A 21,088-nucleotide genomic window follows, 5' to 3' on the forward strand; every position below is an offset into this window, starting at 1 on the left:
GAGAGATGCCGCCTTATATCATTATGAAGACCGCCGGCAATGTAAAGCCCCAAGAAACAGCCAGGGCGGAGCGGGCTTCCCGGTCGGCCCTGGGCCGTCAACTGCTGTTGGCTGCCTCGCTGGCGGTCAGGAATCCGATCAGGGCGGCGTTTAAAATGGTCCCCGGGGTACCGCTCGTCGCAGCCGTGGCCGAGCCGGCGGCAAAGGCCGAGGTGGGTGAGACACTGGCCGTTGGCGTGGTGATGGTCGAGGCGTCAAGACCCATGGAGGCGAACAGGTTCTTGAGCGAATCGGTCATACTGGTGGCCTGGGAATTGAGGGCGCTGGCGCTGCTTGCAATGGCCGCATTCCAGGCGGCCGAGGCGTTGGAGGCCATCTTGGCGGCGCTGGCGGCCATGGCTTTGACGCCGGCAGCGGCGTTGGACAGGTTGGTCTTCTGGGCACTGAGCGTGTCGGTGACCAGGGCGTCCAGGGTGGAAGAGGTCGGCGTTGGCAGGGTGATGCCGCTCAGTTCCGTGAGAAGTCCGTTCATGGCGGCCTGGCGTTCCTTTTCAGAGGAAGCGCCGGCCAGGGCGGTATTGTAATTGGTATAGGCGTCGAAATATTGGAACTGCACGCTTGACTGGGCCGCAGCAGGCACGAGGCTTTTCATGGTGGCGTTGAAATCGGCCTGGGCCGTGGCGATGTCCGAGCGTCTGGTGGCCGAAGAGCTGGCAGCGCTCTGGGCTGTCGAGAGCTTCGCGCTGGCCAGACTGTACTGGTAGGCCCAATTGACGACATCGCTGGTGTTGACTGAGGTGGCCATAAACGCCTCCGGGCGGCAAGTTCGGCCCGCCTCCAAAGGGAGGGGACCGTCTGGCCGCAGAGGTAGCAATAAGCCTGCCACAGTGGTTTTATTTGTAACATACTGATTTTATATGATCTAAAAAATAAGGCGGCAGAATTTGCCGCCAGGGAGGGGGACTTCGGCCAGCGTCACGCAGTCTCCACACGGCTGTCACCGCGGTTTCAAATATCCCGGGCAAAAGGCGAACATACAGTTTCTGTGGGACGGCCCAGGAGAACTGTGTTACAACTGACACCAAGGGAGAAACGCCATGGGACATCTTGACGTTGATCGGTTCAGTGAAGTGCTGCGCGACATGCTGGAAATATTACAGGGCAAGTCAAGGGAATCGCTGGATGTAATGGCTCGGGAAGAGACAGTCTGTGCCGATCTGGCGGACCGGGCGACTGTGGAATCCGACCGCCATATGGCCCTTTTAATGGGTGAGCGCGACCGCCAGCTTATTGGCGAGATCCATGAAGCCCTGGCCCGAGTCAAGGAAGGCGAATACGGCATCTGCCAGGAGTGCGGCGAAGACATTGGTCTGGCCCGTCTTCGGGCCCAGCCGACAGCCACGTTATGTGTCCACTGCAAATCCTTGCTGGAAGATATGGGTCGCCCCTACATGCACTCGGCCAAGGGTGATTCCGTTTTTATGGAAGAGTAGCCGATGCCGGCGTCATTCGGACGGCGGCAGCCTGCTCCGGTTGGGGCAGGACGAGCCGGGCCGCCCCGCCTCCCAAGGCGGAGCGGCCCAGACTGAGGCGCGCGCCCAGGTCCTCGGCCCGGCGTCTGGCAATGGGCAGCCCCATGCCGACCCCCACGGCCTTGGTGGTGTAAAAGGGGTCGAAGGCATAGGCCAGGGCGGCGTCGTCCGGGCCGGGGCCGTTGTCGGCCACCACCACTGCCACCGCGTCCGATGTGCGGGCGAAGGTGATGGAAACGGTTGCCGTCGCCGTGACCTGTCCGTTCGCCCCGGGCTCGGCCTCCAGGGCATTGGCGCACAGTTCCGTCAGAATTTCCGTCAAACAGGCCGCATCGGTGCGCACAAGCCCGATGGAGGCGTCCAGGGTGAGGCGGGCCGAAAGACCCGTGCGCAGGGCTGCGGCCTCAAAGGCCCGGCTGGCTATGTCGGCCGGATCGCACATGGCCGGCGCAAGCTCCCGCCTGCGGGCGTATTCCGATACCGCCCGCACCACAGCCTCCAACCGTTTGGCTCCATCCAGAATCATGGACAGCGGCGCTGTTTCGGGGTCGTCTGCCGCCTTGCCCCGCAGGAGCCGCCCGGTGAACCCGCCGATGACCATGAGGGGATTTCTGATCTGATGGGCCACGGCCAGGGAAAACTGTCCCAGGCCTCTGATGCGTTCCTGCTGGGCGGCCTGGATGCCCAGGTGCATGGCCCGCTCCCGTTCGTGCAGGCGGTAGATTTCCGTGACGTCGGTGATCTCGATGAGAATGCCGAAGATCTTGCCGTTTTCCAGCAGAAGCGACCCGGACAGGCGAAATCGCCGCGTCTCGCCGTCGGGATGGGCATAGGCCATAGCCAGGGGCTCGGGCTTGCGGCCGTGCTTGAGCGGTGCGGCCAGGAACCGGGCCAGCTGCCTGGGGGCGTCAGCCCGGGCGATGATGGCCGCCGACAAGGCCGGATCGGCCAGTTGGCGGCCATCGTAGCCAAGCAGGTCCGTGGCGGCGGCATTGGCGGCGTAGACCAGCCCCCGGATGTTGACGATGATTACCCCGGCGGTAAAACTGTCGAGCAGATCATGAAAGTAGCTGGAATGGGCAAAGGTCAGCATACGGCCTCACGCAAGGGGTCGATTGGCAACAAAATATGGGCGGGATGCGTTACGGCCGTATGACGGCGGCGGCCGCCGACGTTTTTGTCGGAACAACCGACGCTTTTGTGCGCATTGGCCTGCTGCTTGTATTGTAACATTCAGAAATTATAGACAGAAAAAAGTGGACCAGGATTTGCTTAGACGCAGTCATGGAAACCATCGACACCCGCTACGGTCCCCTGCCCACTGACGGTCTGGTGGAACGCCACCCCGACGGCAGCCTGATGGCTGCCGCTGTGGCCGCTCCCTGTGCCATGGACACGTCCATCGGCCGGCTCACGCCCCAGCACTCCATCGACGATTCCCGGCGGATGTACAAGCCGCCGCTGACCTTCCATCAAAATGGCCAGGCCCGGTCCGTGCCCCTGGAAACCCGCACCGTGGTGGAAACCACAGTCGGGCCGCTGCCGGCGGAACTGGTCACCTTCCACGACAACGGGGCCGTGGCCCGGGTGTTTCCCTTAAACGGCAAGCTGTCGGGCTACTGGACCGAGGCTGACGAGGCCGGGCTGGCCGAGGTGTTGACCGTGGCCACGCCCATCGGGGACATTGCCGGAAAGTTTGTGGCCGTGGCCTTTGACGAGGCCGGGCGGTTGCGCAGCCTGACGCTGTGGCCCGGCGAGGAGATCGTGGTGCGCGCCCCGTGCGGCAAGGTGCCGGTCCGTCTGGGCCTGAGTTTTTACCCGGATGGCGGCGTGCGTTCCCTGGAGCCGGCCCGGCCGGTCGAGACGCCAACGCCGGTCGGGCCGGTGTGGGCCTATGATCCCGACGCCGTGGGCATTGCCGGCGACGACAACTCCCTGACCTTTGACCCGGCCGGGCAGGTGGTGCGGGTGGCCACCGTACGCTCCACCATCATCGCCACCCTGGCCTCCGGCGCACGCCAGGAGCTGGCCCCGCTGGTGCGCGACAGCATCTGCGGCGACGGCGATCATGAATTGACGCCGCTTTTGCTGGCCTTTTCCGACGACATGCTCACGGCCAGCCATGGCCCGGCCAAGCCCTTTGCCGTCATCCCCCGGGCCGGCGTCCAGTTCACGGTGCGCCCCTTTGTCTCTGCCTTCGCCGTCAGCTTCGCGCCTAAACAATGTTCCATGTAGACCGGTTTCCCTTGACTGCTCCCCCTTGGCGACTGATATAAGAGATCATCCGAGACCGAATCCGGCTGCTCCCGTTGTGTGGGAGCGGCCGTAGCACGGCGAGGCCTCGCTTCCCCGGCAACGTAAACGGCAAATGTCCGTGGCGTTGCCAGGAGTGGCGGCGGCGCAAGAGAGTCCCGGATGTCTGTATCGTGTCCGTACCAAGGAGGCCTTTCGTGGGGAGAACCACTTGCGTGTTGCTGGCTGTTTTTCTTTTGCTTTTTGCAAGCGTGGACTATGCCGCCGCCAAACGGCTGGGCGGGGGCAGTTCCATTGGCAACCGCCAGTCCTTTAGCTCGTCCACAACCCCCCGGCCGGGCATGGGTGCGCCGTCCGACGGCTTTGGCGCCCAGCAGGCCCGGCCCAATCCGATTGGGGCCACTCCCGGCGGCGGCTTTTTCTCGCGTCCGGGTATCGGCGGGATGCTCGGCGGCCTGGCCGTTGGCGGCCTGCTCGGTTCCATGTTGTTTGGCGGCGGCGGGCACGGGGCCGGCGGTCCGGGCCTGCTCGATCTGCTGCTGATCGGCGGCGGCTTGTTTTTGCTCTTTAAGTTCCTGCGTTCGAGACGCCAGGCCGCGGCCGACGGGCCGGCCATGAGCCGTCCCATGGAGCGCACCTACGAGGCCCAGCCGACTCCACAGGCCGCGGCCGCTGCCGGCGGCTGGGCCAATCTCGGGGCCGAGGCCGCGCCGGCCGGGCCGACGGTCCCGCCGGGCTTTGACGCCGAGGAGTTTCTGGCCGGGGCCAAGACGCTGTTTGCCCGGATGCAACGCTCCTGGAGCCAGCGCAATCTGGCCGACATCGAGGCCTTTTCCACAGCAGCCTTCATGACCGACGTGCGCCAGCAGGCCGCAGCCGATCCCACGCCGACGCCAACCGACGTGCTGCTCGTGGATGCCAAGCTTCTTGAGGTGCGCAGCCAAAACGGGGTGACCATCGCCTCGGCCTATTTCGATACCCTGCTTCGTGAGGACCCCAAGGCGGGCCAGGCCGAGCAGGTGCGCGAGGTCTGGCATTTCGTGCGCCGGGAAACCGTCCCGGGCGACAGCTGGAAACTCGACGCCATCCAGCAGATGGACAGTTAACCGGGCTGCGGCGCAGGCTGCAACCAGACGGGATGGAAAAGAACCGGGAGGAGGCGTGCCCTTCTCCCGGTTTTTTTTGGAGATCCGCTCGCGTTTGATCCGGCTGGCGGGGTTGGTGGGCTGGCCGATCAGCCGACGGCCACCGGCAGCCCGGCCCGGGTCCAGGCCGTCATGCCGCCGGCCACCGAACGCACCTGGGTGCAGCCCTTGGCGGCCAGGGCGCTGCCGATGATGTTGGAACGGTAGCCCGAACCGCACACCACGGCCACCGGGCCGGCAAAGCACAGGTCCACGCCGCCGTCCAGGATGTCGGCAAAGCTCTGATGGACGGCCTGGGCAATGTGTCCGGCTTCCCATTCGGCGTCGGTGCGCACGTCAAGGAGCGTTGGCGGGGTGGCGCTCCCCAGATCCACGGCCAGGTCGGCCACCGACAGTTGCCCCAGAGAAGCCACCCGCCGGCCGCTTCGGGTCCAGGCGGCCATGCCGCCGGCCAGATGGCCCAGGATGTCGTCGTAGCCGATGCGCAACAGTTCGACGCGCATGGCTCCGGCCCGCTCCCGGTTCTCGGCCACGAGCAGGATTTTCGAGTCCGGAGCCACGGACATGCCCACCCAGTTGGCGAGCTGCTTCTCAAAGCCGATGTTGAGGCTGCCCGGAATGTGTGTCCCGCCAAAGGCCGCCGCGTCCCGGGCGTCAATGACCACGGTGTCCTTGCCGGCCATGGCCGCTTCGAAGCGCTCCGGGGACAGCTCCCGGGCCATGGGGCAACGGTCGAGCAGCGGCGCACCCCGGCGGTTGGTCTCGATGATGTGGGAAAAACTCTTGGGCCGGGCCGGAAACCGGGCCATGACCGCCGCCTGGAAGCCGGCGAAATCGGCAAACCCCAGCATGGCGTTGGCCCGGCGCTCGTAGCCAAGCGTGGACACGCCCTTGGCGCTCATGCCCCGGCCGCACAGCGACCCCTGGCCGTGGGCCGGGTAGACCTCCAGGTCGGCCGGGAGCCGGCCGAGAGTGGTGTAGAGGCTGTGGTACAGGTTCTCGACCTGTTCCTCCAGGATCTCCGCGCCGGGCAGATCGGGCCGGCCGATGTCGCCGACAAAGAGCACGTCGCCGGTCAGCACCAGGGCCGGTTCGGGCGAGCGGGCCAGATCGCTGACCACAAGCGACACGGAGTTGGGCGTGTGGCCCGGGGTAAAAAGCACTTCGAGGCGGGCCGTGCCCACGGTGATGCTCTGTCCTTCGGCCAGCGGCTCAAAGGGGTAGTCCACGCCGGCGGCCGGGTGGATGTGGATGGTCGCGCCGGTTGCCGCCCGCAGTTCCTGGCCGCCGCTTACGTGGTCGGCGTGGAGATGGGTTTCAATGACGTGCGTGATCCGCATGCCCTCGTCCCGGGCGATTTCCAGATACGGCCCAATATCGCGCCGGGGGTCCACCACCATGGCCTCGCCCACGGCCGGGCAGCCGACGACATAGGAAAAACAGCCCAGTCCGGGCGTGGTGATCTGCTTGAAATACATGTCTGCCTCCTTGCGTGCGGTCGCGTCTTGGACGGGGCTGGCCTGCCCGCAGCCGGTGGGGAGCAGCCGGCCGCCCGAACGGCGGGCCAGGGCGGCCTCGCCCGTGCCGTGTCCGGTATAGACGGTTTTAACGGCAAAGGCAGCCAGGGTGCGCTCGATTCGCTGCGAGGCCCCCCAGACCGACCAGCCGTGCTCAAAGGCCAGGGCGGGATCGGCGCTGCGGGTTGCCCGCCAGGATGCGCAGGGTGGCCATGAGGACGTCCTTATCCGCCAAGGGTGGTCAGAGTGGCCAGCAGGGTTCTGGCCTCGTTTGGCCCTGGGCCGGGGGACAGGCGCATGAGGATGCCCAGGCCCTCGCCGGCCTCGTGGAAGGCCTCGTCGGTGAGCGGCGAGACCACGGCCGAGGTGACGCAGGCATTGATTTCGATCAGGCGGCTGACCAGGGCCAGGGCCGTCATGTCCGGCAGGTCGCCGTCCACCAGGCACAGGGTGGGCGGTTCATGGCGCACGGCTTCCTGGGCGGCCTTGGCGCTGGGGGCGAGGTCCACCCGGCAGCCGGCCTCGGCCAGGGCGGCAAGAAACGGGGCCAGGGCCTCGGGCTGGTGGCTGGCAATCAGGATATGGGCCATGCTCAACCCGCCTTGCCGCAGCACGAGCCGGGACCGGCGCAACCGGCAGCCTGTCCGGGCCGGGAGCCGCAGCAGCCGTGGTCGGAGGGGCCGGGCCGGCCGCCGGAGGCCGCCTTGCCGGTGAGCGAACTGGTGGCCGAAAGCAGTTTTCGGGCCGGCGCGCCGCACTGGGGGCAGGCCGGGGCGTCGGCGACGCCAGGACTGAGCACTTCGCCGGCAAAGGAGCAGGCGTCGCAGACAATTTCATAAAGCGGCATATTTTCTCCATTTTCGGCCGGAAAGACAACTCCTTCCGACCGTGTGGGCGCATGGTGCGCTCGTGCACATCGCTTTCGCAACTCCCCTCTTGGCGGGGGGCCTGGTCAACGGTTGTTCCCGTCAAGTGCAGGCTGTCCCGGTCCACAACCGACCGGCTTGCCAGCCAACGCCAAGAATCCCTTGAAAACTTCCCCATTTGCGGGGGTCCGGGGGGATCATCCCCCCGGTGGGGTCCGGGGCAAAGCCCCGGCCGCCGGAGGCATCTCTTTTTCTCACACGAACTACGCGCAACCGCCGCCGCAGGTCTGGTTGCGGTCAAAGGGAACCAGGGTTCCGGCCAGGAAGGCGTCCACGGCTTCTTTGACCGAGGCGGCGTCGCCGCCGTGGTAGACCGTGATGCCGACCTGGGCAAAGCCCATGAGCGGGCGCATGCCCATGCCGCCGGCCAGGAGCACCTGGACGCCGTTTTGGGACAGGTGGTTGACCGGGGCCATGCAGCCGCCGTGGACGTGGGGCATGTTGTCCAGGGTGGCGATGCTGGCTACGCGGCCGTCGGCCACATCGACCAGGGTGTAGCAGTCGCAGTGGCCAAAATGGGCGCCGACTTCGCTGTCAAGGCCGCCGGGCTGGGTCGAGGGAATAGCGATACGGATGGTTTCCATGGGTGTAATCCTTTTTTTAGAGGGGTTGCAGTTGCGGCCGGGATGGGGCGGCAGCCAGGGCGGCGACGGTCTGCCAGAGGTCGGCCAGGGTGTTGGCCAGGGGGCCGCCGTATTCGGGCAGGGTGACCCGGGCGGTCATGGCCCGGACTACATCGGGGCTGTAGGGCAGCCGTCCGATGACGGGGCGGCCGGTGTCGGCGCAGAAATCCCCGATCCGGGCCGCTTCGTCGGCATTGAGGTCGGCCTTGTTGAGGATGACGGCGCTTGGCAGCCGGAAATGGTCGCACAGACTGGCTACCCGGATGAGGTCGTGGGTTCCCGACGGGGTCGGCTCGGTGACCAGCACGGCCAGATTGGCCCCGGACAGGGAACTGACCACCGGGCAGGCAATGCCGGGCGCGCCGTCGCTGATGATAAAGTCCAGGCCCCGGGCCTTGGCCAGGGCCTTGGCCTTGCTGCGCAACAGCGCCACCAACCGGCCGGAATTTTCCGCCCCGGGATCGAGTTGGGCATGGACCAGCGGGCCAAAGCGGGTGTCGGACACGGCGCTCAAGCCGCAGGTGCGCGGGGTGAAGTCGATGGCTTGCCTGGGGCACAGGGCCACGCAGACCTTGCAGCCTTCGCAGTGCGCGGGGTTGACGGCGTAGTGGCCTTCCGGCGTCTGGACCACGGCCCCGAAGCGGCAGCGTCCGGCGCATTCGCCGCAGCCGTCGCAGGCGTCGGCATGCACCGAAGCCAGATGGCCGGCCACGAAGGCCTCGCGCAGGGTGTTGGTTGGCGCAAGCAGGATGTGGAGATCCGGGGCGTCCACGTCGAGGTCGCACAGGACGGCGTTTTGGGCCAGGGCGGCAAAGGCGGCGGTGACCGAGGTTTTGCCGGCTCCGCCCTTGCCGCTTAAGATCACGATCTCACGCATGGTTGCCCCCCCTGGCAAAGGCCGCAATGGAGCGGGCCAGTTCGTGGCAGATGGCCCGGTAATGCGCCCCGACGTCGGGGAGGAGTCCGCCCCGGGCGTAGGTCTCGGCCACGGCCCGGTCGTCGGCAATGGTGGCCAGCACCGGCAGCTTGTGCTCCCGGCACAGGTCCAGAAGCTGGGGCGTGCCGTCGCTTGAGCGATTGACCACCACGGCCATGGGCTTGCCCAGGGGCGAAAAGGCCTCCACCGCCAGCAGGAAGTCGTGGAGGCCAAAGGGCGTGGGTTCGGCCACCAGTACGATGGCGTCGGCGGCGGACACGCTGGTCATGGCCGGACAACTCACCCCGGGCGGGGCGTCCAGGAGGACGTCGCCGGCCGGGTCGGCCACTGCGGCCAGACGGCGCAGCACGGCCCGGATCAGCGGCGGGCTTTGGGACTCGCCAATGCGCAGGCGTCCGGCCAGAAAGTCGGTCGTGCCGCTGGCCCCTTCCTCGATATGGCCCAGTTCCCGCGTCCCGGCCTTGATGGCTCCGGACGGGCACACGGCCAGACAGCCGCCGCAGCCGTGGCACATCTCCGGGAAGACCAACGGCTTGCCGGCCATGACCGTCACTGCCCCGAACTGGCACAGCTCCCGGCAGGCCCCGCAGTCCGAGCAGGGCGCGGTCGCGTCCACCACCGGGATTTCCAGGCTGGCCGCACTGGCCCGGCGGATGACCGGGCGCAGGAAGAGGTGCAGGTTGGGTTCTTCCACATCCAGATCAACCACGGTCAGGGGCCGCATCAAGGCCTCGCTCCACACCGTAGCCAAGGCTGCCGAGATGGTGGTCTTGCCGGTGCCGCCCTTGCCGCTGGCAATGGCAACGAGCATGTCAGGCGTCCTGGCCGGCCCGGTATCGGGCCACGGCCTGCCCGACGGTCAGCCCTTCCAGGCCCTCGACCACGGCCACGCCGGCCGCAGACAGGGCGCTGGCCGCCTTGGGGCCGACCACGCCGGAGAGCAGCACCGTGGCTCCGGCCTCGGCGATGCGCCGGGCCGCCTCGATGCCGGCTCCGTGGGCCATGGCCTGGGAGCCGCCGTTGTCGATGTAGCGGGTGGCTCCGGCCCCATCCACGATGACAAAGCCGGCGGCCCGGCCAAAACGCGGGTCCACGGCGTCGTCCAGGGTAGGGCCTTCGCTGCTGATGGCTATTGTCTTGCTCATGTGGGTCTCCGTGCCGTCTGCTCGGGCCTGGGCCTAGGCAGAAGGCGATTGTTCGGTGTGTTGCCCGTCGGCCAGCGCCCCGCTGTGGATCATCCAGTGGTGCACGGCCTCGCGCACGGCTGCGGCAGCCAGATAGGCGCAGTGGCGGTCGTCGTCGGGAAACCGGCCAACGGCAGCCACAATGGCGGCTTCGTCGATGTCCACGGCCTCGTCGAGCGAGGTGCCGGCGGCCAGTCGGGCGGCGGTGGCGGCGGCGATGAGGCTTGAGGCGCAGCCGTCGGTATTGAAATCCGTGGCCACAATGCGCTCGCCGGCCACGGCAATGGCAATGGAAATGGTGTCGCCGCAGGAGCCCTTGACCGTGCCGACGCTGGTCGGTTCGCTCAGCCGGGCGCGGTCCGGGGCGTCGCGCCAGATGGCGTAGCCGCGCTCGCCGAAGCGGGCCACGAGATCGGCCTGCTGCTCCTCCTCAAAGACGTCGAGCATCATGTCCAGGGTGTCGGCGTCGGGGCTAGTCGGCATCGGCCGTCTCCTTTTTCCCTCCCACGGCCTGAACGGCGGCGGCGATGATATCCTTGAAGGCCAGGGCGGCCGGGCTTTTGCCGGCCACAGCCAGATAGACGTCGCCGTCGTCGCCCGAACGGGCCACTTCCGGGTCGATGGGGATGCGGCCCAGGAATGGAACCTGGACTTCCTCGGCCAGACGCTCGCCGCCGCCGGTGCTGAAGATGTGGTGCACCGAGCCGCAGTCCGGGCAGGCAAAGCCGCTTAAATTTTCCACAATGCCGAGGATCGGGTTGCCCATCTGGCGGCAGAAGGTGACCGAGCGGCGCACGTCGTCCACAGCCACGTCCTGGGGCGAAGTGACGATGAGGGCCATGGCCTTGGGGCCGAAAATCTGGAGCACGGACAGGGGTTCGTCGCCGGTGCCGGGCGGGCAGTCGACCACCAGCACGTCGCGCTCGCCCCAGTTCACCTGCTCGGCCAACTGGGCAATGACCCCGGCCTTGGCCGGTCCGCGCCAGATGACGGCATCGTCTTTGCCCGGCAGCAGAAAGCCGATGGACATGACGCCGAGATTCCAATGCCACTCCACGGGCAGCATGCCTTTTTCCGATATTTCCGGGTGATAGCCGGTCAGTTTTAACAGGCGCGGGATGCTCGGACCGTGGACATCGACGTCCAGGAGCCCGGTTTTGAGGCCTTCCATGGCCAGTCCGGCGGCCAGATTGGCCGAAACCGTGGATTTGCCCACGCCGCCTTTGCCGGACAGGACGACGATGACGGCAGCCACCTTGTCGAGTCCGGTGGATTTGGGGGGAGGGGCGATTGCTTCATTCAAGTCGCGAAGGCCTTGCTCATTCATGATGGTTCGTACTCCGTAGGGATGACCCCGCACCCGGGCCGCCCCGGGAACCGGCCCTGGCGGCCGGGTTGGCGGCGGCCGGGGCTGGCTCCCGGGGCGAGCAGGGTTTCGAGGCGGTTTTGGGCCAAGGCGGCGATGACCGTGGGCACATCTCCGGCAATCCAGGGGGCTACGGCGATGCCGTACCGGGCAAACGGGGCGAGGCAGCAGCAGGTGGCCCCGCCGCACACAAGCAGGGCCACGCCGGTCTGGGCCAGCAATGCAGCCAGTCCGGGCAGTCCGTCGGCCGGCATGCCCCAGACGGCCTCGGCCGACAGGAGACCAGCCTCAAGACGGTAACAGCGAAAGGCCGAAGCCGTTTCCAGCAGGGAGGCCAATCGCCCGCCATGGCAGGCCAGGCAGATCCTGTGGCATCGGGGGGGCATTCGGTCATGGGGCGTAGGGGGCATGGCGAAACCTCGCCCGATAAGAGGCAGGAACCGTGCCAACAAGTTATCGTCAGTCATGGCAGGATGTTGTCATTTAGAGACAACCGGAGACGGCTTCTCCGGGCGAATTATTCGCCGAAAACGCCTCGTGGAGGCGTATTTATCGCCCGAAAAGAACTGTGGTCCGGTCGGAGTGGGCCGGACAATGGCGGTGGGCGGGCCACTGGAGGAGGGGCGTTGGGCTGATAATTCGCCCAAAATGACGGATGCGGGCGAAAAAAAAGCCGGGACAGGGTCCCGGCCGGAAGGCTCAACAGAGGAGGTCCGGGCTATGGGGCCACGGGCCTGGGTTCGCGGGCGACTTCCTGGGCAAAGTCGTCGATCCACCAGATGCGGTCGGCCCGGCACTGGAGATCAGTGGAGACGCCGTTTTTAAAGACGAGCAACTCGAACTGTTTGTTTTTTTCCGTAATGTATTCCACGGCGTCCAAAAGATCGCTGTCGCCGGAGGAGAGGATCAAGGTGTCATAGTTCTCAATATGGGTCAGGGCCAGGGTGGCCAGGCCGACGTCCACGCCTTTTTGCTGTTCGCGGCTCAGGCGATGGGTCCGGTCATGGGAGCAGGTGATGGGAACCTTGCGACGGCACTGTTCGCAGTAGAGCTCGCCGATTTCGCTGGTGCGCAGTTCGTAGAGCTTGGTGATGATTTTCGGTCCCTGGGGCGGGGCGGAGCGCATCCAATTGTAGAAAGCAACCTGGGAATCGGGGGTGGGATTGGGCACGGAGTTGAGATAATAGGCGCGCCAAATAGGGCTTTCGGCTTCCAATTTGTTGCGCAGTTTGACGTAGTCGATGCTATATTCCCTATTGTAGTAGGATTGGCCTCTGTACATATACCCGGCATCAATCAGCCACAGTCTTCGATTGGTCATTGGTACATCCTTCTATAAAATAATTCATTCTTGGCAATTGCGGATTTTCACAATTCGCTTCCACGCAGTATACGCGAAGGGACCAAAGATGGAAGGGGGGCGTTCGACAAATATGTCCAATAAAATTAATGGGTAGGATGTTATGCCAACGTCGGGGGGATTGGGCGTGGAGCATGGCTTCCGATTTTGTTCGCTTCGCCGCTGCCCGTGCCAGCTCCCGGTCCAGCCGAAGTTGGGCTTTCGCCGCCAGCCCGTTCGCCTCCGGCGGCGGGCTGGCGGCGAAAGCGGTTGCCCCGGCGTCCTGTTTCCGCACACCCGACCGCAGGCCGGCTGGCGGCGTTTGCCCCAATGCGGCACAGACCTGCCCGGGGCGAGATGACTTTTCGAGCCGGTTGGGCTAGACTTGGCACGGTCAAACCATCAAACCCCGCCGCGTCGAGGTCCCATGCGTTTCATTCTGGCCTTGTTGCTCCTTTTGCTGCCTGCTGCGACCGCACTGTGCGGCAATCTTGATTTCACCCTGCACAAGCTCGATTCCGGCCGTCCCGGCCCGACCATCCTGGTCATCGGCGGCATCCAGGGCGACGAACCCGGCGGCTTTTCGGCTGCGGCCCTGCTGGTTTCCCACTACAAGATCAAGTCCGGCTCGGTCTGGGTGGTGCCCAATCTCAATTTTTTAAGCATCATCCGCTGTTCGCGCGGGGTCTACGGCGACATGAACCGCAAGTTCGCCGAGCTTGATCCCAAGGACCCGGAATACGAGGCCGTGCAGAAGATCAAGGCCATCATCCGCGATGAGCAGGTGACGGCCGTACTGCATCTGCACGACGGCTGGGGCTATTACAGCCCGACCTTTGTCACCGAGTGGCAGTGTCCGCTGCGTTGGGGCCAGTCGGTCATCATCGACCAGGAGTCGGCCGAGACGACCCGGTTCGGCAATCTGCAGGAGCTGGCCGCGCGGGCCGTGTCCGCCGCCAACGACCATCTGTACGAACCACTGCACGCCTACCACGTCAAAAACACCCACACCAAGACGCTCGATGACGAAACCGCCAAGGAAATGTCCAAAACCCTGACCTATTTCGCCATCGGCCAGGGCAAGCCGGCTTTCGGCATCGAAGGCAGCAAGAATCTGCCGCCGGCCATGCGCTCCTACTACCATCTGCGGGTCATCGAGTCGTTTCTCAAGTCCTTTGGCGTGGAGTATGAGCGCACCTTCGAGCTTGGCGCGCCGCAAGTGGCCGAGGCGCTGCAGAGCAACGTGGCCGTGTCGTTTTTCGACAACAAGGTCTACCTTGATCTGCGCAATGCCCGGGAACGGCTGCGCTATATTCCGCTGAAAAAGGACAGCGCCGTGGAATACCAGCCGGCCAGCCCGCTTCTGGCCCTGGTCTCGTCGGACAAGAGCCTCAAGGTCTATTTTGGCAACACCAACGTCACCGAGCTTGACCCGCAGTTCATGGAGTTCGATTCGTCCCTTGCGTCCGTGCCCATGGAGATTGACGGCGTTCGCCGGGAAGTGCCCTTTGGCAAGGTGGTGGATGTGCGTAAAGGGTTTTCTGTCGCGCCGAGCGGAGAGTACCGGGTCAATGTCATCGGTTTTTCCAAGCCGGGCCTGACCGACGAGGCCGGGGTGACGCTGACCAAGGCCGAACTCAAAAAGGAATTTTCCGTGGACAAGGCCGGCACGGTCTACCGGGTGGAGGTCTACAAGGGCGAGAAATTCTGCGGTATGATCCTGGCGTCGTTTGCGGGTGATGCGCCGCGCATGGCCAAGTCCGACGACGCGCTGCTGCGAAAACTGAAGAAGAACGGCGAAATCAACCTCGGCCGCTGATCTTCCACTGCCGCTTCTCTCTTTCGCGGCACGACATCCCCCCTCACCCCCTTTCCGGGGGGCCGGGGGTGATCCCCCCGGCGGGGCCGGGGCAGCGCCCCGATTCTCTTCCCTCTTCCCTACTTCCCCGACAGCAGCAGCCCGCGCCGGTCGGCGACGCGGATGGTCTTGCCTTCCTCGCTGCGCGTGAGGCTGCCTGGTTCGACGAAGCGCACGGCCAAGCCGACGCCGAGTTCCGAGGCCAGCCGGCGTTCGAGTTTTTCGAGCAGGGCCTGGTGTTCGGAAACGCGGTCGAAGAGCAGGCCTTCGGTCGGCTCCACCTCGACGAGTGCCTGGTCCAGAGCGCCCTGCCGGGTGAGCACGATGCGGTAGTTGGGGGTGACGCCTTCGACTTCGAGCAAAAGCGCCTCGACCCGGGACGGGAAGACGTTGACGCCCCGGATGATGAGCATGTCGTCGCAACGCCCAAGGATGCGGCTGATGCGGCGCATGGTGCGGCCGCAGGGGCAGGGCTCGGGGATGATGCGGCTGATGTCGCCGGTGCGAAACCGGATCATGGGAAAGGCTTCCTTGGCCAGGGTGGTGATGACCAGTTCGCCTTCCTCGCCGTCGGCCAGCGGTTCGCCGGTGGCCGGATCGACGATTTCGATCAGGAAATGGTCTTCGCTGACGTGCATGCCGGCTTTTTCCAGGCATTCGCCGGCCACGCCCGGGCCCATGATTTCGCTTAGGCCGTAGTTGTCCGTGGCCGTCACCTTGAGCCGGTCTTCGATGGCCGCGCGCATGGCCTCAGTCCAGGTCTCGGCCCCGAACAGCCCGTAACGAAGGCTCAAGGCATTGACGTTGACGTTCATGGCGTCGAGCGTCTCGGCCAGATACAGGGCGTAGCTCGGGGTGGCCACGAACACCGAGGTGCGGTAGTCCTGCATGATGGTGACCTGCCGCCGGGTGCCGCCGCTGGAGGCCGGGATGACGGCTGCGCCGACTGTCTCGGCTCCGTAGTGAAAGCCCATGCCGCCGGTGAAAAGGCCGTAGCCGAGCGCAATCTGCACCACGTCGTCGCGGGACACGCCGGCCGCCACCATGACCCGGGCCACGAGGCGCGACCAAGCCTTGATGTCGTTTCGGGTGTAGCCGGCCACCACGGGTTTGCCCGAGGTGCCCGACGAGGCATGCAGGCGCACCACGTCGCGCAGCGGCACGGCGAAAAGCCCGTACGGATAGGCCTCGCGCAGATCGGCCTTGGTGGTAAAGGGCAGGCGGCGCACATCGGCCAGATCGGAGAAGGTTTCGGGATCGACGCCAAGCTCGGCAAAGCGCTTGCGATACAACGGCACATTGCGAGCCACGCGGGTGAGCGTCTCCTGCAACCGTTCCAGTTGCAGCTGGGCCAAGTCCCGGCGGTCCATGGTCTCGAATTTTGGCTCAAAGCATTCGCGCATGGTCAGGCTCCCGTGAGAGAAAGAGTGCCTCCGGCGGCTTTTACAAGAGTGCCTCCGGCGGCCAAAGGGGTGACCCCTTTGGAATCCCTCCTGGAAGGCAAGAGGTTTACGGAGGGGCAATACCTGCCGCTGCAACTCCCTGAAAACCCTTCCCATCAAGGGGGTCCGGGGGGGATTATCCCCCCCGGCCGCCGGAGGCATCTTCTCTCTTCTCTCTGACTTAATTCTCTTTCTCTCGCCCCAAATAGGCACGGCGGACGTCGTGGTTGGCGAGCAATTCTTCGGACGTGCCGGAGAGGAGCACCCGGCCCGTCTCCAGCACATAGCCCCGGTCGGCCACGGCCAGGGCGCTCTTGGCGTTTTGCTCGACCAAAAGGACGGTCAGCCCCTTGTCGCGGCGAAGCGTGGCCACGTGGCGGAAGATTTCCTTGCAGATCTGGGGGGCAAGGCCCATGCCGGGTTCGTCCAGAAGCAGACAGCGCGGCCGGGCCATGAGCGCCCGGCCAATGGCCAGCATCTGCTGCTCGCCGCCGGACAGCGCCGCCGCCTGCTGGCCTTTGCGGTCGAGCAGCACCGGAAACATGGCGTAAATCTCTTCCAGATCGGCCGCCACCTCGCGGCGGCGAAATTTCGTATAGGCCCCAAGGAGCAGATTGTCCTCCACCGACATGGGGCCAAAGACCAAGCGCCGCTCCGGCACATGGGACAGCCCCAGGCGGACGATGCGTTCGGGCTTTTCGCTGGCGATGGAGCGGCCGTCAAACTCGATGTCGCCGCCGGAGACGCGCATGACGCCGGAAATGGCCGAGAGCAGCGTGGTCTTGCCCGCGCCGTTGGCCCCGATCAGGGCCACGATCTCGCCCGGGGCGACATGGAGCGACACCCGGCGCACCGCGTGCACCCGGCCATAGTGTATATCGATGTTACGCAGGGTCAGCATTGTGGGATGTGCCTAATTTTTTAGAGTGCCTCCGGCGGCCAAAGGGCTGAGCCCTTTGGAATCCCACCTGGGAGGCAAGGGGTTCATACAGGGGCAACATTTGCCACTGCAACGCAGTTCCCCCTGAATAACTTCTCCCATCAAGGGGGTCCGGGGGGATTACTCTCCCCCCGCCGCCGGAGGCATCTTCTCTTCTCGTCAATCATCCTCACCCAGATATGCTTTAATCACGTCCGGGTTGGCCTGGATGGCGTCGGGCGTGCCGGCGGCCAGGGGCTGGCCGAAATGGAGCACGGTGATGTGGTCGCTGACAGCCATGACCAGCTCCATGTCGTGTTCGACCAGTCCGACGGTGACGTGGCGGCGGTCGCACACGGCCCGGATGAGGTCGCCGAGCTGGGCTGTTTCCTTGGAATTGAGCCCGGCGGCCGGTTCGTCGAGGAGCAGCAGCTTGGGGTCGGCGGCCAAGGCCCGGGCCATTTCCAGGAGGCGCTGCTTGCCGTAGGGCAGATCGCCGGCCGGGGTATCGGCCTCGTTTGCCAGCCCGACGAACTCCAGGCAATCCAGGGCTGCCTCGCGGCAGGCGCGTTCGGCCCGGCGAAAACCGGGCGTACGCAGCAGGCTGGCCGCGATGGAATAGCGGGTGAGGGCATGGCGGCCGGTCATGACGTTTTCCAGGACCGACATGGAGGTGAAGACTTCGAGATTTTGGAAGGTGCGCACCACGCCGGCGGCGGCCCGTTTCTGGGGCGGCAGGCCGGCGATGTCGACGCCGTCCAAGCGAATGTGGCCGGAGGTGAGCGGCACCATGCCGGTGATGGCGTTTAACATGGTGGTCTTGCCCGCGCCGTTGGGGCCAATGAGTGCTGTGACCGAGCCGTGGGCAATGGCGAAATCGGCTTCGGTCAGGGCGTGGATGCCGCCGAAACGGACGGTGGCGGCGCTGACGTCGAGCAAGGGGGCTGCGGCGGCGTTAGCGGCGGGCATCATCGACCTCGGTGCGCCGCAGCTTGCGGGAAAGGCGCTTGATGCCACCGGCCAGCCCGTCGGGCAGGTACATGATGGTGAGCACCAGGATGGCTCCGTAGACCAGGATGTCGATGTCTTCGAATTCCCGGAGCGCTTCCGGCAGGGCCGTTAAAAAGAATGCGCCGGCCACCGAGCCCCAGACGCTGGCCATGCCGCCGAGAACGACCATGACCACGAGCTGGACCGAAAAGGAAAACCCGAACGAGGCCGGGGCGATGAAGCTCAGGTAGTGGGCGTAGAGCACGCCGGCCAGCCCGGCCAGGGCGGCGGACAGGACGAAGACGAAGCGCTTGTGGGCGGCGATGTCGACTCCGAGGCTGGAGGCGGCCTTCTCGCTGACGTGCAGGGCGCGCAGCGCCCGGCCGGTGCGCGACTTCATGAGGTTCAAGGCCAGGAGTACGACCAGGGTGAGGACGGCGGCCATGAGATTGTAGTAGCCGCGATCGGAATCGAAGGCGTGGCCCAAAAGGGTCAGGCGGGGGATGCCGACGAAGCCGGACGGGCCGCCGGTCAGGTCCACGGCCTCGTTAAAGACGATGGAGACGATGATGCCAAAGCCGAGCGTGGCCATGGCCAGATAGTTGCCCTTGAGTTTGAGCGTGGGCGCGGCCACGATCCAGGCCACGACCGAGGCCAGGGTGACGCCGGCGGCCATGCCGACCGGGATGGGCAGGCCGAAGCGGGTGGTGCAGATAGCCGTGGCGTAGGCCCCGAGGCCGTAGAAGGCGGCGTGGCCCAGGGACACCTGCCCGGCATAGCCCATGAGCAGGTTGAGTCCCACGGCGATGACGGCGTTAAGGCTCCCCAGGATGCAGATGCTTAAATAGTATTCGTTTGGCAACCCGTAGGGCACGGCCAGGAGCAGGGCGAAAAAAAGGGCCGCCTGGGCGGCGTTTTGGCCAAGGATGGGGCGCTTCATACCCGTTCCACCCCGGCTTTGCCAAAAAGGCCCGACGGTTTGACGAAGAGCAGGAGCAAAAGGACAATGAAGGCGAAGGCGTCCTTGTAGCCGGAGGAGATGTAGCCGGCGCCAAACGATTCCAGGACGCCGAGGATCAGCCCGCCGGCAGCCGCGCCAAAGGGATTGCCCAGGCCCCCGAGGATGCAGGCGGCAAAGCCCTTGAGGCCAAGCATCATGCCGACGTCGTAGGCGGTCATGGTGATGGGGGCCAGGATCGCCCCGGCCGTGGCTCCGATCAGGCCGCTTATGCCAAAGGACAAAAGGGCCATGCGGGCAACCGAGATGCCGACCAGACTGGCGGCTTTCTTCTGGCAGGCGCAGGCCAGCATGGCCTTGCCCTGGATGGTGGCCGAGAAAAAGAGCTTGAGCGCGGCCAAAAGGGCCAGGGTCACGGCCAGGACCCACAGGCTTTGGGGCTGGATGGCCGCGCCCAGGGCCAGGATGGGTTTGACCCCGGAAAAGGCCGGCAGGGCGACGGTGTCCTTGCCAAAGGCCAGCATGGCTCCGCCGCGCAGCAGGATGGAGACGCCGATGGTGATGATGACGGCGTTAACGGCCGGCGCGCCGGCCAGGGGCCGGATGGTCAGGCGTTCCATGAGGCCGCCGATGGCGGCCGTGGCCAGGCAGGCGGCCACTATGGCCAGGGGCAGGGGCAGCCCCGCCCCCAAGAGGCAGACCGAGAGCATCCCGCCGAGCATCACGAACTCGCCCTGGGCGAAGTTGATGATGCCGGTGGTGTTGAAGATCATGGTGAACCCAAGCCCGATCAGACCGTAGGCGGCCCCCTGGGTGAGTCCCGAAACAAGGTATTGGGGCGCGCCGGCAAACATCACTGACCAACAATGACCCAGTCGCCCTTCTCGATGCCAAGCATGATGAAGGCGTCGGGACCAAGACCGGCATGGTCCTCGGGGGTAAAGGTGAAGATGCCGCCGATGCCCGGGAATCCCTTGATCTTTTCCAGGGCGTCGCGGATGGCTTCGGGTTTGTCGGAACCGGCGTCGGCAATGGCTTTGACGGCCAGATGCAGCGAGTCGTAGCCGTGTCCGCCGAAAGTCGAGACCGGGGCCTTGAAGTGCGCGTCATAGGCCTGGGCATAGGCCACGAGCTGGGCCTTTTGCGGGTCGGCATCCGGGAGCTTTCCGGCCACGGTGATCTTGCCGGCCGGGAGCAGCAGGCCTTCGGCCGCGTCGCCGGCCAGTTCGATGAACTTTTTCGAGGCCACGCCATGGCTCATGTAGAGCGGGGTGGTGATGCCAAGCTGGACCCGGTTCTTGGCCACCACCGCCGGTCCGGGGTTGGTGCCCCAGCAGATGACGGCGTCGGGGCTGGTGCCCTGGATTTTGGTCAGCTGGGCGGTCATGTCCGTGTCCTTGGGACCGAACACCTCGTCAGCGGTCAGTTCGAAACCGTCGGCCGGAATAAGTTCCTTGAGGACCTCGCGTCCGGCCTGGCCGAAGCCGTCGGACACGGAGAGGATGGCCAGCTTCTTGTATCCCTTGGCCTTGGCGTGGGCCAGGATGCGGGCCACGGCCAAGCGGTCGGACGGGGCGACCTTGTAGATATACGGACTTACCGGCTTGGTGATCTTTTCGGCGGCAGAGCAGGAAATAAGCGGCACCTTGGCGGCAGCGGCCTTGCCCATGACGGCCAGCGAGTTGCCCGAGGTGGTGGGGCCGAGGATGGCGGCCACGTTTTCCTTTTTGATCAGGCGATCAAGGGCCAGGACGGCCTTGTTCACGTCGGTCTCGTCATCGAGGATGACGACTTCCACCGGGCGGCCAAGCACCCCGCCGGCGGCGTTGATCTTCTCGACTTCCATCAGGATGGTGTTCTTCTCGGGTTCGCCGAGAAACGAGGCCGGTCCGGTGACGGACAATACCGCGCCAAGCCGGATGGGTTCGGCGGCGCGGACCGGGCCGGCGACGGCACAAAGGGCGCAAAGGGCCAGGAGGATCGCTTTGATGCGCATGGCTCGCTCCTTAAGACGCGTTCCCGCGCGGCGGGTGGAGCCGTCGCGCGGGTAACGTCAGTGTCATTGATGCGTGTCCCGCCTTGTAGTCGATTCCGGGCGG

23 protein-coding genes are annotated in these 21,088 nt (G+C 65.6%); 4 read left to right on the top strand and 19 right to left on the bottom strand.

Annotated features, from left to right (window positions below):
• Positions 1–97: 97 nt before the first annotated feature.
• Positions 98–805, bottom strand: coding sequence for a hypothetical protein (locus NY78_RS04250; protein WP_043632101.1), 708 nt, complete (start codon positions 803–805; stop codon positions 98–100).
• Positions 806–1,097: 292 nt separating this feature from the next.
• On the opposite strand from NY78_RS04250, the gene NY78_RS04255 reads away from it, so the two are divergent.
• The gene (locus tag NY78_RS04255; RefSeq protein ID WP_043632104.1) at positions 1,098–1,493 is read left to right on the top strand and encodes a TraR/DksA C4-type zinc finger protein; all 396 of its coding nucleotides are present in this window, start codon (positions 1,098–1,100) and stop codon (positions 1,491–1,493) included.
• Here the strand turns inward: NY78_RS04255 and NY78_RS04260 are convergent.
• On the bottom strand, positions 1,480–2,625 hold the full coding sequence (locus NY78_RS04260; RefSeq protein WP_047960025.1) for a two-component system sensor histidine kinase NtrB: 1,146 nt from the start codon (positions 2,623–2,625) through the stop codon (positions 1,480–1,482). The genes NY78_RS04255 and NY78_RS04260 overlap by 14 nt on opposite strands.
• 191 nt (positions 2,626–2,816) lie before the next feature.
• On the opposite strand from NY78_RS04260, the gene NY78_RS04265 reads away from it, so the two are divergent.
• On the top strand, positions 2,817–3,767 hold the full coding sequence (locus NY78_RS04265) for a hypothetical protein (RefSeq protein ID WP_043632107.1): 951 nt from the start codon (positions 2,817–2,819) through the stop codon (positions 3,765–3,767).
• Between the two features lie 215 nt (positions 3,768–3,982).
• Positions 3,983–4,891, top strand: coding sequence for a Tim44 domain-containing protein (locus NY78_RS04270; RefSeq protein ID WP_053062133.1), 909 nt, complete (start codon positions 3,983–3,985; stop codon positions 4,889–4,891).
• A 128-nt stretch (positions 4,892–5,019) separates the two neighbouring features.
• Here NY78_RS04270 and NY78_RS04275 read toward each other — a convergent pair whose 3' ends face one another.
• From NY78_RS04275 to NY78_RS04325, 11 genes are all read right to left on the bottom strand, one after another.
• Complete coding sequence (locus NY78_RS04275) at positions 5,020–6,408, bottom strand: MBL fold metallo-hydrolase (protein WP_043632112.1); 1,389 nt, start codon at positions 6,406–6,408, stop codon at positions 5,020–5,022.
• A 263-nt stretch (positions 6,409–6,671) separates the two neighbouring features.
• Positions 6,672–7,037, bottom strand: a complete 366-nt coding sequence (locus NY78_RS04280) for a response regulator (RefSeq protein WP_043632114.1) — start codon at positions 7,035–7,037, stop codon at positions 6,672–6,674.
• A gap of 2 nt (positions 7,038–7,039) precedes the next feature.
• Positions 7,040–7,294, bottom strand: a complete 255-nt coding sequence (locus tag NY78_RS04285; RefSeq protein WP_043632117.1) for an FmdB family zinc ribbon protein — start codon at positions 7,292–7,294, stop codon at positions 7,040–7,042.
• 282 nt (positions 7,295–7,576) lie between these two features.
• Positions 7,577–7,957, bottom strand: a complete 381-nt coding sequence (locus NY78_RS04290) for a NifB/NifX family molybdenum-iron cluster-binding protein (RefSeq protein WP_043632118.1) — start codon at positions 7,955–7,957, stop codon at positions 7,577–7,579.
• Between the two features lie 16 nt (positions 7,958–7,973).
• Positions 7,974–8,873 carry an ATP-binding protein gene (locus NY78_RS04295; protein ID WP_043632119.1) on the bottom strand — a complete coding sequence of 300 codons (900 nt, stop codon included), beginning with the start codon at positions 8,871–8,873 and terminating at the stop codon, positions 7,974–7,976.
• Entirely contained in the window at positions 8,866–9,744 is an 879-nt protein-coding gene (locus NY78_RS04300) for a nucleotide-binding protein (protein WP_043632122.1), read from the bottom strand. The genes NY78_RS04295 and NY78_RS04300 overlap by 8 nt, the downstream gene beginning before the upstream one ends.
• A 1-nt stretch (position 9,745) precedes the next feature.
• Positions 9,746–10,078, bottom strand: a complete 333-nt coding sequence (locus NY78_RS04305; protein ID WP_043632123.1) for a NifB/NifX family molybdenum-iron cluster-binding protein — start codon at positions 10,076–10,078, stop codon at positions 9,746–9,748.
• Between the two features lie 33 nt (positions 10,079–10,111).
• The gene (locus NY78_RS04310; RefSeq protein WP_043632124.1) at positions 10,112–10,600 is read right to left on the bottom strand and encodes an iron-sulfur cluster assembly scaffold protein; all 489 of its coding nucleotides are present in this window, start codon (positions 10,598–10,600) and stop codon (positions 10,112–10,114) included.
• Positions 10,590–11,444 carry an Mrp/NBP35 family ATP-binding protein gene (locus NY78_RS04315; RefSeq protein WP_043632125.1) on the bottom strand — a complete coding sequence of 285 codons (855 nt, stop codon included), beginning with the start codon at positions 11,442–11,444 and terminating at the stop codon, positions 10,590–10,592. Before NY78_RS04315 ends, NY78_RS04310 begins: the two co-directional genes overlap by 11 nt.
• The gene (locus NY78_RS04320) at positions 11,441–11,893 is read right to left on the bottom strand and encodes a NifB/NifX family molybdenum-iron cluster-binding protein (protein WP_047960027.1); all 453 of its coding nucleotides are present in this window, start codon (positions 11,891–11,893) and stop codon (positions 11,441–11,443) included. The genes NY78_RS04315 and NY78_RS04320 overlap by 4 nt, the downstream gene beginning before the upstream one ends.
• 308 nt (positions 11,894–12,201) lie before the next feature.
• A complete protein-coding gene (locus NY78_RS04325; RefSeq protein ID WP_043632126.1) occupies positions 12,202–12,804 on the bottom strand; it encodes an NYN domain-containing protein in 603 nt (200 codons plus the stop codon).
• A 445-nt stretch (positions 12,805–13,249) separates the two neighbouring features.
• Here NY78_RS04325 and NY78_RS04330 point away from each other — a divergent pair, with 445 nt between their 5' ends.
• Complete coding sequence (locus tag NY78_RS04330) at positions 13,250–14,641, top strand: M14 family metallopeptidase (RefSeq protein WP_043632127.1); 1,392 nt, start codon at positions 13,250–13,252, stop codon at positions 14,639–14,641.
• A gap of 119 nt (positions 14,642–14,760) precedes the next feature.
• On the opposite strand, the gene NY78_RS04335 is transcribed toward NY78_RS04330, so the two are convergent.
• The 6 genes from NY78_RS04335 to NY78_RS04360 form a co-directional block, all read right to left on the bottom strand.
• Positions 14,761–16,083: a phenylacetate--CoA ligase family protein gene (locus NY78_RS04335; protein WP_043632130.1), complete on the bottom strand. Its 1,323-nt coding sequence runs from the start codon at positions 16,081–16,083 to the stop codon at positions 14,761–14,763.
• A gap of 220 nt (positions 16,084–16,303) precedes the next feature.
• Complete coding sequence (locus NY78_RS04340; protein WP_043632132.1) at positions 16,304–17,023, bottom strand: ABC transporter ATP-binding protein; 720 nt, start codon at positions 17,021–17,023, stop codon at positions 16,304–16,306.
• A 198-nt stretch (positions 17,024–17,221) separates the two neighbouring features.
• Positions 17,222–18,010: an ABC transporter ATP-binding protein gene (locus NY78_RS04345; protein WP_082139883.1), complete on the bottom strand. Its 789-nt coding sequence runs from the start codon at positions 18,008–18,010 to the stop codon at positions 17,222–17,224.
• Positions 17,997–18,971: a branched-chain amino acid ABC transporter permease gene (locus NY78_RS04350; RefSeq protein WP_043632134.1), complete on the bottom strand. Its 975-nt coding sequence runs from the start codon at positions 18,969–18,971 to the stop codon at positions 17,997–17,999. The genes NY78_RS04345 and NY78_RS04350 overlap by 14 nt, the downstream gene beginning before the upstream one ends.
• Positions 18,968–19,843, bottom strand: coding sequence for a branched-chain amino acid ABC transporter permease (locus NY78_RS04355; protein WP_043632135.1), 876 nt, complete (start codon positions 19,841–19,843; stop codon positions 18,968–18,970). Before NY78_RS04355 ends, NY78_RS04350 begins: the two co-directional genes overlap by 4 nt.
• On the bottom strand, positions 19,843–20,985 hold the full coding sequence (locus NY78_RS04360) for an ABC transporter substrate-binding protein (RefSeq protein ID WP_043632141.1): 1,143 nt from the start codon (positions 20,983–20,985) through the stop codon (positions 19,843–19,845). Before NY78_RS04360 ends, NY78_RS04355 begins: the two co-directional genes overlap by 1 nt.
• Positions 20,986–21,088 lie beyond the last annotated feature (103 nt).

Origin of the sequence: Desulfovibrio sp. TomC (assembly GCF_000801335.2) — a bacterium.
In the GTDB taxonomy this organism is placed as follows: domain Bacteria; phylum Desulfobacterota; class Desulfovibrionia; order Desulfovibrionales; family Desulfovibrionaceae; genus Solidesulfovibrio.